The organism is Bartonella sp. PS17NMGDW, from assembly GCF_042193555.1.
Classification (GTDB): Bacteria; Pseudomonadota; Alphaproteobacteria; order Rhizobiales; family Rhizobiaceae; genus Bartonella; species Bartonella grahamii.
The window spans coordinates 1-15,984 of sequence record NZ_JBHILY010000008.1 but is presented as its reverse complement, the minus strand read 5'-3'; the positions used below and the strand labels follow the sequence as shown (position 1 = coordinate 15,984).

Below are 15,984 nucleotides of genomic sequence, written 5' to 3'. Positions count from 1 at the left end.
GATTTTATTTTTATTCAGCGTTAGCAAAAGTAATATGATGCACTTTTTATCTTACATCTAAGTTGATTTTAATATTTTAAAGCATGAAAGAAAAAATATTTTTTATTTGTTGTTTTATATTTATAGTACATTGTTTATTATAATAAATTACAACATTTTAAATTTTATATTATTAAAAATACTGTAAGATTCCTTCGTTATATTTCCTCTTATATTGAATTTAATAAAATAGCTTGCCTACGCGTCATAAGTAAGGTTCGTATATGAATAAAATTTATTAAAAAGAGAGTAAAAATACTTCTTATAAACATGTCAAGTATTAAAAATTATCGCACAAAAAATTGGAGGCTTGCAAAATGTACGATGGTGGCGGTTTATATCTTCATAAGTGTAAAGATAGTGATGTCTAAAGGCGTTACCAATCATACCATTCACAGGCGCTATCGTAAAATAGGCTTGTAGCGTGTTAAAATATGTCCCTTTTGAATAAGTACCTGAATTCGAATCTTAAATTTAATTGCAATAAGATATTGATTTTATTTATATTTTTTTAAGGTTAGGGACCATATAATTAGGTTCGGGAATAGGATTTTCACACTTTCCTTTACAAAGCGCATTCTTTTTGCCAGCTTTCTCTAATAATTTTTTTAATAGTTCTAAATCTTCTTGTGAAATAATGTTTATCAGTCTAGAGAACATACCAATAGCTTCACATCTGAATGTATCAGAAGGCTTTATAGTGAAAATTTTGCGACAAGCATCCGATTCTCTTCTCAAAATTTCTGCTACCTCTTGATCTAAAGTATAGAGTTCAATTATCTTTTCCTCTAATCCTACAGGAACAGATCTTTTGCCAATCTCTACAGATGATAAAAATGCTACAGATATATCTAATTTTTTAGCCATATCTAAAAGGCGTTCTGAATGATCAATGCGAAGTTTGCGTAAGGTTTTACCAAATGGTGTTGGCATCTAAAAAATCCTATTAAAAAAGAATCTCTCACGTGATTCTAGCAGAAATTCTTAGGTTTTGGTTAGCTCCTTTTAAAAATTGACTTCCTACCCTCCTTAATACACAAGGTTGTATGGCATGACGGATAAATCTCTTGACATAGGTTTGAAATGTAGTACATTGTAGTCCAATTAAGTAGGAGGTTTAGTAATGGGAAAAATTCAAGCCCGCATACCTGATGAAGTTCAAGAAATTGCAAGTGCAGTTATTAAGTCTACGGGTTTAACTATATCGGATGCAGTGCGCATGTTTATGACCCGCATTGCTAGAGATAGAGCATTACCACTTGATTTATTCCAACCAAATATGGAAACATTACAAGCTATCGAGGATGCCGAAATGGGACGCGTCGAACGTACATCATTAGACGGCTTAAGGACCATGATACGCGCAGATAGAACCGAAGCGCGTAAATCTGAAAAGCAAACCTAAGCTTGCTATGCGGGAAATTGTCTATACTCGGTCGTTTCGGCGTGATCTCAAACGTGAAAGCAAAGGTAAATATGCTAATGCACTAGAGGAGGATTTGCTGCTTGTGGTCAAAGCGTTAGCGGAGAATGAACCGCTAAAGGCGCATTGGAGAGATCATGCACTAACAGGTCAGTGGCGCAATTGTCGTGATTGTCACATAAAGCCGGATTTAGTTTTGATCTATCGAAAGCCAGATGCCAAAACACTAGAGCTTTTACGACTTGGTTCCCATTCTGAACTGCGTTTATAATTGGATCTCCAATTCATAGTAATAAAGAATTTTACGAAATTTTTCTTTTATGACAGTTGTTCAGTTCTTTGAAAACCACTGCTTTAAATGTGCGATGACATTATCTAGCGCATCCATGAGGCGTGCAAAATCAAGAATCAACAAAAAGATAAAAAACGCTATCCATTTCATAAAGCGAGACATCATTTTCACACTTTGGTAGGTAAGTATCATTTCCTGAAGCATTTCTTTTTCTGCTTCTGTAAGCTCTATATCGTCTTGTGTTTTTTTTCTAGCCATGTTTCCACCCACACAAGCGTTGACCCTGCTTGTTATGCTTTAAGATCTCTCTTGCTAAGTTTGAGCTAATGGTGTTCAGATCTTGTCGGCTTAAATAAATAGGTAACCAACCAACACAAGAAAAAACATATTTATTTGTCGCGCAACCAGTGAGAGAGAGCAGCACGCACATCAGCATCACTTTTTTGATTAACTTCACTTTCCACCTCAAGCCGTGTTGTGGCTGCTTTTAAAGCTTTTTCTGTTTGCTTTTGTTGCTCTACTTTTTTCCCAAGAGTAAAAGCTTTTGCTAAGGCAATAAAAAAAGCGGCTAAAGCCGCACCTGTTACCATCAAGTTTCTTTTCATCCATAAGATCATAGGCGGTGCTCCTGAAAGCGTTTAGCAACAAAGAAAATGCCAGTACATGCGGCTAAAACCATAATGGCGGCTAAAGCCCATTGGATTGGTCCATTACCCGCTAAAAACCCACCAAGACCTGAGAAAGAACCAATAATCGGTGCCAATGCTTCTGCTTTGAGAAACCCTGTTGGTTGTTTCGTTTCTACTGTTTGATAATTAGAAGAAACATAAGCCCCTTTCGCCCATAGCCCTGCCTCTGCCGCACGCCGGTGTGCGAGACCTTCAAGACGCTTACCGCCTGCTTTGGTCCATTTCTGTAATTCGGTTGGTACAGCTTCATAATCCCCCCGATTAAGCCTTTTAAGCAATGTAGAGTTTTGGAAAGCTGCAATACCTACATTATAACAAAAGGAAACAAAGGCGCCGAACTGCTCGTCGCTTAAATTCACACAAACTGCTTTTTCTACCGCCCTCTCATATTGCCGCAAATCTGCTAAAAGCATGGTTTCGGCTTTTTTTTCCGTAATCACCATGCCCTCAACCACTGTTGGTTGACCAGCTTTTTTCGTATGACCATAACCAATCGTCCATACGCCAGAAGCATCTTGATAAGACTGCAAGCGCAAACCTTCCCACTTTTTTAAACAGTATAAACAGTCTTTACTTATTTTCCGTGCCATTGTTCAATTCACCTTATAAATATACCTTTATGAGTACTGCTCCATCACCGCCGTCGCCGCCAATTTTGTCGCTTCCGTGTTTCCCATCAAAATATCCACCACCGCCACCGCCACATTCTTTACCACCTCTACCACCGTTACCACCTTTGTAACTCTCACCACCTTGCCCCATGATAGAACCCTTGCATTGACCACCACCGCCGCCGCCGCCGCCAAGAAACGAACTTCCACCGGTACCAGCTCTCTTGCCGTCTATTCCACTTCCTCCACCATTCCCACCAGAAAAAATAAAACTCTCACCACTGATGCCCTCTCTGTTTCCTCCTCCATCGCCGCCTTTCCCTCCAAAGTTAACGAGAGTCATGGAAACGGAATATCCTCCTTCTGCTGTAACAAGCCCTTTGATCATTGTTCTACCACCATTGCACAAAATGTTACTGTCATTGCCTTTACCACCACGACCAATGTAAGCTGTTTTTAATTTATCTAAATCAGAACCTTTCATTTTAACATGCACACATTGACCGCCGCCGCCGCCGCCATCCTTAACGCCACCACCTCCACCGCCCCAAGCCCATACTTCGATATCGGTGTCAGCAGTAATACCATCAGGCAATGGAATATCTCCGCTTTCTGTCATCAGAATTTCAACAGGTTTTCTAACCCCGCCACCATTGTTGCCGCTACCAGCGCCGCTGCTATTGCTACTATTTGCTTTGATTGAAGCCATCAGTTTGGCTGGTGAGATAAGTGCATCCACTGTCTTTATGCCATCAATCCAGTCTTTTTTTGCAAGAGGTTGAATGAGATCAACTTTTTTCTGTACACTATCCGCTGTTTCTTGTGCGACACTTGCCACAGCTTGTGCCCTGTCTCCTGTTTTTTGTGCGGACTCAGCGGTATTTTTCGCATCTACAGCGTGATCTTGCGCATCTTTCGCTGTATTGAATGCAGCATTGGCAATATCCTTCGCCTCACTGGCTGCATAAAGCCCTTGTTGTGCACTTTCTTGTGCGTGCTGTGCCACATCTTCAATTTTATCAATTTTTGCAACCTGTGCACGTTCTTGAGGGGTTAAAATAAGATGCGTATTCCCCTCATTCATATTCTCCATATCAAAGGCATCTTTTTCTATTTTATCTGGATCATAAACTGATTTTGACATACCAACAGACTTTGAGCCTACAAAATAACGAATGGTATTTTTGAGATCTACCGGAGATATGGGATAATAAACACCTTCACTTCCCTTATGCCACTTTTCTATTGTTGGTTGGGTAGCACTCAACCATCGTAGTTTTGATCTTTCCTCTGTGGTTAAGATCTTTTTGGTAGGACCCTCGTTCATATTTTCCATAGAAAATGCATTTGCCCCCACATTGTCGGGATCATATGTAGCAGCCTTCATATCGCCAATCCCTAAAGACGATATTTTTACCCAGCCAGCGCCTGATAAAATCGCATTCTCATGCACTTCACCACTTGCTTCAATATCGTGGATTGTGACCTTATCTTTGTAAGCAAGAGCTCCAATATCTCTCTTTGCAACAGCATCATCAGCCTTTTTCCCTTGAGCAGCGGTTGCAAAATATTCTACCTGATAAGCTGCTGCACTTCCTACTGAAACAGGTGCAAGAGCCTTACTATTTAAAATACCTTCTTTGACTTCTTTCTTTGTTGCTGGTTCAAGCTTAAATATGTGCGTATGATAGGGTAATGGCATCGCGTTTCATTCCTTAGTAAGTCTGTTTTTGAGATTTTTGGGGATGAGAGACTGCAATTCATCAATAAGTTTTTGCATGATCTCTATGCGTTGATCTGTCGCTTCTTGATACTCTGCCAAAGCGCTTAAAAGATCATGCTGTATATCGTTTTTGACAAGATCAAGCACCTTATTCAATGGCGCATGAACCATTCGATTGCTTGCATAAAAAAGGACGCGGATTTGCTCCGCGTCCGCAATATCATCAATAGCAGACGGATTATTGATCATCTGAAAACCTTATGATTTTATGGCATAAACAACCGGTACATTAATAGGGCGCGTTTCTGCCTCACCCGTTGAAGAAAGTGTTACCTTATGCGTGTGCACTCCAGCAGGTTGTGTTGTTCCTCCAAGAACGGCATAGTGATAAGAGGGGTTTCTTCTACCAATATCATTGGCGCTCCATCCCACTCCATTATACTGAAAATTGTGTGCGTGCTGCCCCGCCGATTCAACGCTACAAGCATGTGTGTGCGATTTAAGGCAATCTTGCTGTATATCAGCAAATTGTCTACTTCTGTCTAAACCGCGACCATTATCAAAGCCGCGCAAAAACACTCCTCTAAAATCTGGAACTTTAAAGGTTGTATCACTGTTTTTTCCCCATTTATCCCCTATCGCCTTGAATAATTGCGGATAATCTTTGCGTTCATAAGTAGCTCCATCACATAAAAGCCAACCGTTTGGGACTTCTTGCATAGCAAAGGTCGCAATAAAACCACAAGGAAAGGTTTCGACCTTCGGTGGTGGAATGGGGGTAGGATTTAAAAGATACCAGCCATCAAGACCTTTTGTTGATACGCCATCATTATAGACTATTTCATAAATACCATTTGTTTGTAACTCACCACCTGTCAATGATACTATTCCCGTGCTGGTGGCTTTATAGAGTAGCTTTGCTCCTATATTATTCATGTTTATTGTTGTCGTACCAATATTTATACCACGCGCCTTAAAGCGGATAATGATATCGTTTTTATATTTTGCTATTGGCGAAACCGTCGTCAACGTAATTGATGTTGTTTGTTCCTTTCCATTCACAATAAACTTTGAGTCAAGAGAACCACCATTATCGGCAAGATATTCACGTATACGCTGCATCATGACCCGCGCACTATCATTAACAGAACTAGGCGGCTGCCCTTCTGCCCAATTAATGTTGTGGATCTTTTGCGGGGCGAACAATCCCGTAAAACTGGTTTTTAAGCTTATCCAGCGTGCCCGTGATACACTCCCACCCAAGTTGCCCATCAGGTGCTAATGGCTTATCGGGCTTTGCTAAAAGACGTCGTCCCAGAAAAGCGCATCTCACCACTTTTTTATTAAAACACACCCCTTTTAGTTGCGGCATTACCCTTTGAAGCTGTTCAAACTCCTGTTTGCTATAGTTGCGCATCTGACCGGTTTGAAGATCAGGCGCCTTGTAAGTGGTCTCATATTCAAACCAACGGCATTCAACCAGCGTAACATAGCGTTTCCCAGAACACGGATCTGAGAGAGAAGTCGCATTGGAGTCATCTTGATACGCATCAAGCGACACATGAGAATCCTCAGAAGCGGTTGTACTATCGATAGCCCAATCGGCGTTAAGATCTTCAACAGCAACATCAGGAAAAAGACTTTTAGCATCCTCAACGGATTTGCGATCAACATACCACATACGCTGTGCGTCAATGAGATTTGGTCTTACAGCATTGGCATCCCAAACCATTTTTAAGGGATCTAAACGTTGAACAGCAGGTATCCCTTCGGGATCTGTATCATAATCAAGCCGCGTATCTGTCCAGCCCATACTGCAAATAACCATATCCTGAAAAGCATCGGAATCGGCATATTCCGCCTCTGCCTCATCACGAAACCATTCTGCTGCTCCAGTAAGCAATTCATTGGGTATTGCTGCTCCCATTTGCCGTGGTTGAAACTGTACTTCGCGCTTATTATTACGCTCCGCCCCAACAATAGCATTCACAAGGGGTACAATGCGGTTAAAAGTCATGACAGGACGGCGTTGCTCTTTTAAAACAGCAAGATCTTCCTCTGCCCATTGACGACCATTATAAAAATCAAAATCTTCACGCGCCTGTTCACGCCATTCATTAACATGTTCAATATCTTCTGCGTACCAAGACTTTAAACGCTTATAGATTTCATATTCATCAAGGATTGTCGTTTTTTGAAAGTCTTGATCTAGAATGCCATCCATGATGCCGCTTCTCTTTCCATAGTGCAATAACGCTCTTGCTTGGGTTTTTGACACTGGGTGCTTCATAGACAATGCACATTAAACCAAAGGCATCCGCCCCATGGCTCGACCAATCATGCTCTGCACCCAAACCAATGCCGCGCTTCTCATCCCATTTCTCGTGATACCAATTCAGTGCTTTGCGCCCTGCTACCGTCATCTCTTCATTAAACCAAACAGACGGCAAAATACGACGCACCGCCTCTATACGCATCTTAACCGCCCCTGCTCCCTGATTGGGAACAACCTGTGTTTCAAAGCCCGCATCATTTAAAGCACTCTCAAAACTCACATTGTGCACACGGTCTCTGGTCGCACCGTCATGAGGCAAAACCATCAACGCCTTCTCATAACCGTTTTGACGCAACCAACCTATATGTTCCGATAACGGCTGCCCCTGTGCTTCGTAATAATTAAGCACTCTGATCTCTCGTCCAACAAATTGTGCTATCCATATCGCTGTTGCATCTGCCTTGGCGCCCGTACCCCCAATGTCCCAAAAAGCACGTATTTGCATCAAGGGGTCACGAGCAACACGCCCTATCCGCCCCTCCTGCTCGGCTGCCAACATTTCCTTTTGATAATAAGCGCCTTGAACCGCTGTAAGATAAGCCCCTTCCCAGATATGCTTATAGGTCTCTGGACGGTTTCTCAGATCATCCAATCGCGCTTCATTCAAGATCTTCGGAAACTTCGGATTGTCTGACCAGTTGATCTCAACACGCTTAATTGCCTCATTGTCTGAAAAGCGAAACCGCTTCTCAACGGGGGCATTCTCTCGCAACGGGTTCCATGTCACCCATAATTCTGCATTCCAATCTTTTCCTTCTTCTCGCAAAGTCGGTATAAGCGTTTGCCAAGCCGTCTCTGTAACCGGCTCCGCCTCATCAACCCAACAAAGCAAAATACGCCCCATAGACTTGATACTTGCAATATTCCGGTCCAGACCAGAAAACTGAAAGGCTATACGACCATCAATCGACTTAATCGACGACTCCCCAACCTTGTAATAGTCCTTTAAAAAGTCATGCGCTTCAATGGCGCGCTTAATCTCCTCCAATGAACTTTCTGCCAAAGAATTCTGAAACTGCCGTGCACAAAGTATAGTGCCCGATATCCCTTGCATACCAAATTGATAGCCTTTTAAAGCAGCCATCAAGGCAAATGATCTTGTCTTTCCAGACCCTCGTCCACCCCAAGCAGCACGCACCAAAGCCTTATCTGTAAAAATCGGTATAAGCTTTGGAACAATATTAATCTGTCGTGTCGTCATTCACTAAAGGCGCGATTTCTACACGCGTTATCATCTTAATGGCTCCGCCATCTTCCCCTGTCACTTGCAAAGGCAAAATCTTCCCCAACAATGCCAAATAAGCAGCGGGGCATTTGATTGCCTGTTTTTCGAGATAAGAGATCAAACCATCATCACCATATTTCTTACCAGCGCGCTCAGCAGCCTTAAGCACTGCTTCTTTCAAAATACGTGTCGTTTTATTTGGCACGCCTTTTACCCGCCCTTGACCTGCCTTTGGGGGCGTTTTTTTTGCAAGTTTTTCAGTGGTTTTCATATGTGTTTCTTTTTGTAAACAAGACAATAAAAAAACCCCGCAAAAGCAGGGCTCTGAACAATCAGATAAACTTATAAGAAAGGTTATACCTTTACCGTAATTCTGGACGCAATTCGACTAGTACAGCAACGCCATAAAACACTATTTTTCATATCCTGTCAACAAAAAAATCACTATATTGTGTATTTTTTATTTTTTTCACCTAAATCTAGTGTCTTTAACAACCAACCACTCACAATTGTGTCATCTCAACGAATCAATTATATGGAAGCACAAAGTTATTGATTAGCAAAAAGTGGGGGGAATTAATGTTATTTTTCAAAAAAGCAGCTTTATGCAGAATTAAAAAGACATTTACAAAAATATTTGTATTCAAAAAGAACATATTAACGATTGCGTTTTTTATGGCATATCTTTTGCTAACAGCACATGGTTATGCCAGTATAAATGAATTATTTTGTTCTAAAATAATTGAAAAACTGAACCTAGAAAAAGATGCAAAAGAAAATGCGGAAAGGGGATGGAATGACACACAGAAGTTTCTAGAAATTACCCTCAATGAGTGGGAAACAATAGCTCAAGAACAGGATGCCCTGACTATAAAACTACTCAATATGAGTCCAAGACAGGATCAACAAAAAAATTATGGATTGTACACTATAATTCATACACGAAATAAAGCAATCAAAGCAAGACATGAGACAATACAATCCATTTTTAGCCTTGTTCAAAAGCGGCACATAGTGCTTCAAGCCATGGCAAAAGCATCTAAGTCTAAGCACACATCTGATGTGTTGAATTATGAGGCACAATTTTTTGAACTTCATCAGAATATTGAAAAAGTAAATAACATGATTGATGCACTAAGCAATGAAATTGATAAGATGGATCACCTTATTAAGAAAACTCTTAATCTTTAATATATACTTAAACTCCAGCCATAAAAGAAATAATGAATTATTTATCAGCAAAAAAAATAAGTTACTTATTAATCATAGTAATCAGTGTGCTTTTTTTTACCAACTGCGGACAAAAATCAGATGCAGATGAGAACCGCATTCCAAATAACCTAGCTGATGCAGTTGATATGTTTGATGTTGGTCCTCGAAATTTATATGATCTTCCAAACGAAGTGCTCGAAAAATTTGATATTAATCGATACAATCTATGTAAAATGTTAAAACAGCAACATAAAGATTACTATGGTTATGATAAATTTCAAGATGTTGATTGTAATAGCTATAAGTGAAGAATAAAAATACTAAAAATCATAAAACAAATACTTCATATCTTTCTTATTTTTAGAAACAAAAAGAGGCACTTCTGCGTACAATAGAATGAATTATTTTCCTTAGTCTTTTACAAGGCGTTATACAGAGAAACGTTTCACGTCACATTGCTTACTTTAGCATCGTTCTTAAAGATGCATAAAAAAACTATGTTAGAAATGTTGATAGCTTGGCAAGCACTTCGTTCATAATCATGGAGGGAACTGTTTCCATTTTCCTTCCCTGACGCGCTGCTATATCGAGAGCTCGTGGTTGATCACAACGTATCACACCTGTTGTATGTAATCCTGTTCCTGCTAATGAAACAGCAAAACCTGCTGTTCTTGCAAAATTTCCTCCACTTGTAATAGGTAAGACAATCGGTGTTTTCGTGGCACGATTAAACGCCTCCGGTGACACAACCAGTACAGGACGCGTTCCTTTTTGCTCATAACCAGAAGTTGGGTCAAGCGATACAAACCAAATTTCGCCCCGCTTCATTACAAGAGCTCTCTGCCAACAGGCTTGGCATCAAACCACTCCATATCACCATCCGCAAAATCATCTGAAGGATTACATTGCGCTAACAATTCTTCAAGAGTATAGCTAGGGAATGCCTGTGGTTTTACAACCAATTGTCCATTGTCAATAGCCAAACCCACTTGCGTGTTTTCAGAAAGATGAAGAACATCAAGCAATGCGGGCGGTATAGAGAGCATAATAGACCCTCCAACCTTACGTAATTTTGTTGTGTGCATAAAACACTCCCTTTAATATTATATAAAAATATAACATTCTAATGCATATTCTTCAAGAGCTTTTCATGCTTTTATGGAACTTTTATGGAAAAAGAACAATAAAACATTTACCATTTAGTTTTTCTGTCAAAATATTTATGAAGCGCGTTAAGAGCGACCCGCAATGAATTCACAAGATGTGGTAATGTTTGGTCTTCGACAACAATATATTGTATTGCTGCATAAAGATTATACTGTCTATAGAGATGTTGTGTTTCTTTTATCGCCTCTTGCATATTAGAAAACTGTTCTGTTGCAAATTCAACCCATTTTTCTCTTGCTTTGTCATCAGAAGATGATGGTATTTCATCATAAACAGCGCTTGGTAAACCTTTTGCACACAAATAGTCATTTTTCACTTCAAGATATTTTTGCGCAGCATCATACTGGTCTTGAGTAAGCACACCTTGCAAACAAAGCCGCCCAACATAAGTACCAGCAAGCGGATTTTTAGCCTCTTCAATAGTCAAAACAAAGCGTTTAGCACGCATTTCAATTGCCAATTGATTAACAGGATCTTGACGTACTTTCACTTGTGAAATGTAAGCATCTTTCTTTTTATTTTTTTCACTTATACCCCCAAATGTCTGTCTAATATCTTGCCCAATTTTATCTGATGCTAAACATGTTTCTTTATCCAAAATAAATAACCACGTGGATAAAGAGAGACCTATAATTATAGTTAATACACTTATCTTTATTTTATCATTAGCCAGCCCCCAAACGAATACAACCAATGTCAACATAAATACAATGATTATTGCTATTTCAAAACCAGTAGCAGGTACATCATTACCTTTATTCTCTAACAACGCTTGTTGCATAAGCATATTATTCTGTATAATTATTTGCAAAGAATTGGATTGACTCATTAACATCAAAAAGGAACCTCATCATTTATAACAGTATGAGGCGTATCAAGAGGTTGCTGGAAACTTCTGTCATAAGAAGATAATGGCTCTTGATTATCATTATTTTTTCCGTCTAAGAGCTTTAACTCGCCTTTGAATTGCGGTAAAACAATCTCTGTTGTATAACGGTCATGCCCATTTTTATCTTGCCATTTGCGTGTCTGTAATTTTCCTTCTACGTAAACTTTTGAACCTTTGTTGAGATACTGAAGCGCTATTTTTGCTAAATGTGGATTAAAAATCACAACTGAATGCCATTCAGTTTTCTCTACTTTTTGATGAGTATTTTTATCTGTATAGCTCTCAGAAGTCGCTATACTAAAATTGACTATTTCTGCTCCAGAATTCATTGTTTTGCTTTCGGGATCAGCACCTAAACGCCCGATTAACATCACTTTATTTAGCATGTTTTTTCTTACCTTAAATTTGTATTTTAATACATAAAAAATCCTAGCATGATTTGCTTATTTTTTCAATTATTTCAAAATGATATTATTGTTTTTTAACATATAAAATTATGTTTAATATGCTCTTTGATAAATAATCAATTGACATAAATGCATGGTGTATAGTATCAAGTATCAAGAGGGTATATATGGCAATCGTTAGTTTTAAGCATAAAGGGTTGAAATTATTCTTTGAAAGAGGAGTCTGCAAAGGCATACAACCCGTGCATGCTAAAAAATTAGCAAACATTTTAGTAATTTTAGATACAATATCCGCGCCTGAACAAGTTACTCTTAAATCGTATCGTCTACATGCGCTTACGGGCGATTTAAAAGGTTACTGGTCAATGCGTGTCAATGGAAATTGGCGTGTTACTTTTCGTTTCATTGGGACAGACGTTGAACTGGTTGATTATCAAGATTACCATTGAGTTTTGAGGTGTTATTATGATGTACAATCCTCCACACCCTGGCGGCATTTTGAAAGAAGAATTGCTTGATGAATTAGGGTTAACAGTAACAGAAGCTGCAAATCGTCTTGGTGTTGCACGTTTAACTTTATCCCGCGTCTTAAACTGTCATGCAGCGATTAGCATTAACTTAGCTTTACGGTTAGAAAAAGCGGGTTTAAATGATGCGGAATTCTGGCTTAAATTGCAACAAAAGCATGATTTGTGGCAAGCTCGGCATAACAGCCCAATCCCACATATTTCACCTTTAGAGCAAGTAGGGCATCTTTAAAATCAAGCAGCCCACGATAGTTTTTTATGCTCTTGTTGATTTTATCTATAAACGTTCGGAAATTTTACTATGGTTTTTTAACTGAGCACTGTAGTGTGTAAATAGATATATTTATTAAACTGCGTGTATGTAACATAAGAAACAATACACAAACTAAAAAGGAATACCAAAGAGCAATATCTGAGTACCAAAGTATAGTATCCAATGAAAAAGAAAGCTTGTACTCCACGTACTTAGAAATAATAGGTAAAGAGACCGTTTCTTTATAACTACTTGGGAAAATTAAAACGACAAGCGCTACACTTATTAGCTTTAAAAGTCGGTGCATATATTGTTGTAAATCACGTGTTAGTTTCACCCAACCTGTTGTATTTCCGCATTTGTATTTTGGGTTGTTTTGCAATTCAGAAGGAGTATTGGAATTGCATAAAATTGCAAAAACCGTTGTGACTATTACCAAAGAAACAGATGCGAATGTCAAAATACTCTGAATAAAGTAAAGATTTTTTTTAATTCCTAAAAAACATAAAAATATAAAAGTTATAATGCCAAACAAGGCTCTTAGCTGCTTATCTGTAAACATATTTATTTCCTGCGGTACCTTTTTGTCGATTTAAACACATGCCTAATCGTAAAATGATCAGCACTTTTCACTAGTTTGCTGTTTTAAGCCGCTTTAGAATTGCTACTGTTATGTTGCTCTTCACTAGGCTTGCCTATTCTCATGAATGAAATGCGCTTGCCTCCTAAGGCTAGGTTACGCGTATTTTCAACTGCTGTAAAAACTCTCTCAGCAACACCATAAAGCCTGCTTTCTAAATCACGACAATACTGCGCTAGATCAGCGCATGAGGGCACAAACGTTGTGGACATGCCTTTTGCTTCACCACGTATAAGATTTTTAACAGCTTGCAATAAAGACCAGAGTGAAATGCCGTTAAGAGCTGCGATATAAGCCTTTGCACGCGCTTCTACATTCGAAACTTTTTGCATTGTCAAACCACCTTCAAGCACATCAAGAGCCTCTACTATGTCTTCAACAGACGCTTTCACGGTAAGTAAGTTTTGAACAGTCTGATAAGCTTCTAAAGCTTGTTTCTCTAGGGTTTCTGTCAATTGAATGCCATTTCTCAAGGTCCATGGGAACTCCAGAGTTACACATTGCTCTATCTGTTGCACGGTATCTTGTAGAGGCGTCACTAAGCTGTGTTGCACCGATAAGATTACGGATTGTCTCTCCGGTACTACCACGAGTTCTTTGATCTTTTGAAAAGTTTCCATTGTTTCCACCATTGTTGTTCTTGTTTTTCGTTTTTTCTAAACCCTCGATAGCCCTGCGTACCCAGTTACGCCATGTTGCTTGCCAATCGATTTTGGTTGCATTTGCTCCGGCTTTTGAACGCCAGTAATCTCGAAACTTTGCGATTTCGACTTTGACGCGCTCTGGAGGCAAGCCCTCTTCGATTGCAAAATCGTAATCGGGTTCAAAATCCGCAGGCAATCGACAACCGCGATTAGCTTGCGCTCGTTTTGCTTTTTTGGGAACGTTCTCTTGCTCGTGAATGGAAGGTTGGTTGTCTGATGATGTTGTGATTTGCTCTGATGTGGTCTCAACAGCAGCAACCTCTGTTGGCTCGTCAACCTGTTCGTTTGTTTCTAAACTTTCAGAACCAATTTCTTTTTTTGCTAAAACGATAGTTTTAGTTTTTTTATATATATTCTTATTCTGGTTCTTTATAGCTTGATTTTGCTTAGCGTTTGCTTCAGCAAAATTATTAACATGTTGTTTTGTATTATTTTTTGCTTGTGCACCTTTTTTACCAGCCTCACTACGAACTTGCGATATGTGCTCTTTTTTATCAGCAAAATCGTTTAGCTCTTCTTCAACGCGCGTATTCCACACCCAAAAATGGAAATGGCTGGTGCAAGTCCTGATGAGTTCATTGGAGAGGACGGTTTAATCGAAGTCAAATGTCCACAATCAATGACTCATCTTCGTTTTTTTATAGGTGACGAAATCAAGCCAGAATATCACGCACAGATGCAATTCCAAATGGCTTGTACAGGACAAAAGTGGTGTGATTTCGTAAGCTATAATCCAAACTTTGTAGGCAAATCTACTGGTTTGAGAATGAAAATCAAACGCATCAACCGTGATGAGAAACACATTGAAGAGATCAATAAAGCGGTCGAAATCTTTTTAGGGGAAATAGAACAAGAGATGCACAAGATTTTGACAAAAGCTGATTAAACCTATGGGGGTGCTCTCTCCTCCCAGCACCCCCGCCCTTTCCTAACAACTTTTAAGTAATGCATGATTTACGCTACGGGTGGATTGTGCGCAAATTAAGGAAATAAATCATGGAAAAGAAATATGAACTGACAGATGAAACAATCGAAGTTGGGCGCAAAACGCTCCGCCGCATTCGTGCATTGAGAGATTTGGAGGACGTCAAGCAAGGTGATCTTGGCGGCTATATCGAGAAAGAAGACAATCTATCGCATCATGGTAATTGCTGGATTGGTGGTTATGCAACAGTCTATGGTTATGCCAAGGTTTTTGGTGATGCTAAGGTTTACGAAAATGCACAAGTTTATGGTGATGCGCATATTTACGGTCATGCAAAAATTTACGGTGAAGCATGTGTATGTTGGAACGACTGGATTGATGACGATAGAAGAATCTCAACTAGAAAACAAACCAGATGAGAAAATATGAATTGACTGATGAAACAACAGAGGTTGATGGATTTACGCTTCACCGAATTAGAGCATTAAGAGATTTTGGTGGCGTCAAGAAAGGTAACCTTGGGGGCTCTTTATAGAGGATGAGGACAACCTAAGTCATGAAGCCAACTGTTGGGTTAGTGATGAAGCTATGGTTTATTGTGGTGCCGAAGTTTACGACAGCGCTAAAGTGTTTGATAACGCGAAAGTTGCTTATTTTGCACGCGTTTATGGCAATGCACAAGTTTATGATAACGCAAAAGTATATGGGGGGATATTTTTGGGGACGCACAAATTTACAAATATGCAATTATTGATGGTGATCCAAGAATTTATGGCGACGTAAAAATTTATGCCGATTACAAAATTGTTTACAAAGAAAAGACAGAAAACTTAACAGGGGACGACGTTCCTTTCTAGCAACACAAACAAAATTTTAACACCAGCGTGATTCACGCCACGAGTGAATTACATCTAAAATGAAGG

At 39.4% G+C, this 15,984-nt stretch carries 23 protein-coding genes and 3 pseudogenes; 9 read left to right on the top strand and 17 right to left on the bottom strand.

The window, feature by feature from the left end; genetic code table 11:
* Positions 1–540: 540 nt before the first annotated feature.
* A complete protein-coding gene (locus ACFIJK_RS06505; protein ID WP_375627278.1) occupies positions 541–972 on the bottom strand; it encodes a helix-turn-helix domain-containing protein in 432 nt (143 codons plus the stop codon).
* Between the two features lie 190 nt (positions 973–1,162).
* Here ACFIJK_RS06505 and ACFIJK_RS06500 point away from each other — a divergent pair, with 190 nt between their 5' ends.
* Positions 1,163–1,444, top strand: a complete 282-nt coding sequence (locus tag ACFIJK_RS06500; RefSeq protein WP_375627277.1) for a type II toxin-antitoxin system RelB/DinJ family antitoxin — start codon at positions 1,163–1,165, stop codon at positions 1,442–1,444.
* 7 nt (positions 1,445–1,451) lie between these two features.
* Entirely contained in the window at positions 1,452–1,733 is a 282-nt protein-coding gene (locus ACFIJK_RS06495) for a type II toxin-antitoxin system YafQ family toxin (RefSeq protein ID WP_273787998.1), read from the top strand.
* A gap of 60 nt (positions 1,734–1,793) precedes the next feature.
* Here the strand turns inward: ACFIJK_RS06495 and ACFIJK_RS06490 are convergent, their stop codons facing one another.
* The 9 genes and pseudogenes from ACFIJK_RS06490 to ACFIJK_RS06450 form a co-directional block, all read right to left on the bottom strand.
* Positions 1,794–2,012, bottom strand: coding sequence for a hypothetical protein (locus ACFIJK_RS06490; RefSeq protein WP_273787999.1), 219 nt, complete (start codon positions 2,010–2,012; stop codon positions 1,794–1,796).
* 131 nt (positions 2,013–2,143) lie between these two features.
* Positions 2,144–2,371 carry a hypothetical protein gene (locus ACFIJK_RS06485; RefSeq protein ID WP_273788001.1) on the bottom strand — a complete coding sequence of 76 codons (228 nt, stop codon included), beginning with the start codon at positions 2,369–2,371 and terminating at the stop codon, positions 2,144–2,146.
* A complete protein-coding gene (locus ACFIJK_RS06480) occupies positions 2,368–3,033 on the bottom strand; it encodes a lysozyme (RefSeq protein WP_375627276.1) in 666 nt (221 codons plus the stop codon). The genes ACFIJK_RS06485 and ACFIJK_RS06480 overlap by 4 nt, the downstream gene beginning before the upstream one ends.
* Before the next feature lie 13 nt (positions 3,034–3,046).
* Positions 3,047–4,756 (bottom strand): hypothetical protein, encoded by a 1,710-nt coding sequence (locus tag ACFIJK_RS06475; protein WP_375627275.1) that lies wholly within the window; start codon positions 4,754–4,756, stop codon positions 3,047–3,049.
* A 6-nt stretch (positions 4,757–4,762) separates the two neighbouring features.
* Entirely contained in the window at positions 4,763–5,026 is a 264-nt protein-coding gene (locus ACFIJK_RS06470; RefSeq protein WP_375627274.1) for a hypothetical protein, read from the bottom strand.
* A 9-nt stretch (positions 5,027–5,035) separates the two neighbouring features.
* A complete protein-coding gene (locus ACFIJK_RS06465; protein WP_375627311.1) occupies positions 5,036–6,010 on the bottom strand; it encodes a tail fiber protein in 975 nt (324 codons plus the stop codon).
* Positions 5,958–7,001: pseudogene (locus ACFIJK_RS06460) on the bottom strand (portal protein); the annotation flags it as partial. The gene ACFIJK_RS06465 and the pseudogene ACFIJK_RS06460, both read right to left, overlap by 53 nt.
* A pseudogene (locus ACFIJK_RS06455) lies at positions 6,986–8,313 on the bottom strand (PBSX family phage terminase large subunit). The pseudogenes ACFIJK_RS06460 and ACFIJK_RS06455, both read right to left, overlap by 16 nt.
* Entirely contained in the window at positions 8,294–8,608 is a 315-nt protein-coding gene (locus ACFIJK_RS06450; protein WP_375627273.1) for a hypothetical protein, read from the bottom strand. The pseudogene ACFIJK_RS06455 and the gene ACFIJK_RS06450 overlap by 20 nt, the downstream one beginning before the upstream one ends.
* Before the next feature lie 281 nt (positions 8,609–8,889).
* On the opposite strand from ACFIJK_RS06450, the gene ACFIJK_RS06445 reads away from it, so the two are divergent.
* Together ACFIJK_RS06445 and ACFIJK_RS06440 are read left to right on the top strand one after the other, a co-directional pair.
* Positions 8,890–9,528 (top strand): hypothetical protein, encoded by a 639-nt coding sequence (locus ACFIJK_RS06445; RefSeq protein ID WP_375627272.1) that lies wholly within the window; start codon positions 8,890–8,892, stop codon positions 9,526–9,528.
* 32 nt (positions 9,529–9,560) lie between these two features.
* Positions 9,561–9,857, top strand: a complete 297-nt coding sequence (locus ACFIJK_RS06440) for a hypothetical protein (protein ID WP_375627271.1) — start codon at positions 9,561–9,563, stop codon at positions 9,855–9,857.
* Between the two features lie 187 nt (positions 9,858–10,044).
* On the opposite strand, the gene ACFIJK_RS06435 is transcribed toward ACFIJK_RS06440, so the two are convergent.
* The 4 genes from ACFIJK_RS06435 to ssb form a co-directional block, all read right to left on the bottom strand.
* Positions 10,045–10,377 (bottom strand): type II toxin-antitoxin system PemK/MazF family toxin, encoded by a 333-nt coding sequence (locus ACFIJK_RS06435; RefSeq protein ID WP_375627270.1) that lies wholly within the window; start codon positions 10,375–10,377, stop codon positions 10,045–10,047.
* A complete protein-coding gene (locus tag ACFIJK_RS06430; protein WP_375627269.1) occupies positions 10,377–10,634 on the bottom strand; it encodes an AbrB/MazE/SpoVT family DNA-binding domain-containing protein in 258 nt (85 codons plus the stop codon). The genes ACFIJK_RS06435 and ACFIJK_RS06430 overlap by 1 nt, the downstream gene beginning before the upstream one ends.
* 107 nt (positions 10,635–10,741) lie before the next feature.
* Entirely contained in the window at positions 10,742–11,215 is a 474-nt protein-coding gene (locus tag ACFIJK_RS06425) for a hypothetical protein (protein ID WP_375627310.1), read from the bottom strand.
* A 335-nt stretch (positions 11,216–11,550) separates the two neighbouring features.
* On the bottom strand, positions 11,551–11,991 hold the full coding sequence (ssb, locus tag ACFIJK_RS06420; protein ID WP_375625806.1) for a single-stranded DNA-binding protein: 441 nt from the start codon (positions 11,989–11,991) through the stop codon (positions 11,551–11,553).
* 188 nt (positions 11,992–12,179) lie between these two features.
* Between ssb and ACFIJK_RS06415 the strand changes: the two genes are divergently transcribed.
* Together ACFIJK_RS06415 and ACFIJK_RS06410 are read left to right on the top strand one after the other, a co-directional pair.
* Positions 12,180–12,461 (top strand): type II toxin-antitoxin system RelE/ParE family toxin, encoded by a 282-nt coding sequence (locus ACFIJK_RS06415; RefSeq protein WP_156851769.1) that lies wholly within the window; start codon positions 12,180–12,182, stop codon positions 12,459–12,461.
* Between the two features lie 16 nt (positions 12,462–12,477).
* On the top strand, positions 12,478–12,771 hold the full coding sequence (locus ACFIJK_RS06410) for a HigA family addiction module antitoxin (protein WP_004856691.1): 294 nt from the start codon (positions 12,478–12,480) through the stop codon (positions 12,769–12,771).
* A gap of 67 nt (positions 12,772–12,838) precedes the next feature.
* On the opposite strand, the gene ACFIJK_RS06405 is transcribed toward ACFIJK_RS06410, so the two are convergent.
* The 3 genes from ACFIJK_RS06405 to ACFIJK_RS06395 all read right to left on the bottom strand — a co-directional run bounded on the left by ACFIJK_RS06405 (position 12,839) and on the right by ACFIJK_RS06395 (position 14,674).
* The gene (locus ACFIJK_RS06405) at positions 12,839–13,354 is read right to left on the bottom strand and encodes a hypothetical protein (protein WP_375627268.1); all 516 of its coding nucleotides are present in this window, start codon (positions 13,352–13,354) and stop codon (positions 12,839–12,841) included.
* An 83-nt stretch (positions 13,355–13,437) separates the two neighbouring features.
* Positions 13,438–13,824 carry a hypothetical protein gene (locus ACFIJK_RS06400; protein ID WP_375627267.1) on the bottom strand — a complete coding sequence of 129 codons (387 nt, stop codon included), beginning with the start codon at positions 13,822–13,824 and terminating at the stop codon, positions 13,438–13,440.
* Positions 13,808–14,674 (bottom strand): hypothetical protein, encoded by an 867-nt coding sequence (locus ACFIJK_RS06395; RefSeq protein WP_375627266.1) that lies wholly within the window; start codon positions 14,672–14,674, stop codon positions 13,808–13,810. The genes ACFIJK_RS06400 and ACFIJK_RS06395 overlap by 17 nt, the downstream gene beginning before the upstream one ends.
* Between ACFIJK_RS06395 and ACFIJK_RS06390 the strand changes: the two are divergent.
* The 3 genes and pseudogenes from ACFIJK_RS06390 to ACFIJK_RS06380 all read left to right on the top strand — a co-directional run.
* Positions 14,666–15,022, top strand: a pseudogene (locus ACFIJK_RS06390) (YqaJ viral recombinase family protein); the annotation flags it as partial. The gene ACFIJK_RS06395 and the pseudogene ACFIJK_RS06390 overlap by 9 nt on opposite strands.
* Before the next feature lie 110 nt (positions 15,023–15,132).
* Complete coding sequence (locus ACFIJK_RS06385) at positions 15,133–15,480, top strand: hypothetical protein (protein WP_375627265.1); 348 nt, start codon at positions 15,133–15,135, stop codon at positions 15,478–15,480.
* Positions 15,481–15,649: 169 nt separating this feature from the next.
* Positions 15,650–15,844: a hypothetical protein gene (locus ACFIJK_RS06380; protein ID WP_375627264.1), complete on the top strand. Its 195-nt coding sequence runs from the start codon at positions 15,650–15,652 to the stop codon at positions 15,842–15,844.
* Positions 15,845–15,984: the final 140 nt, after the last annotated feature.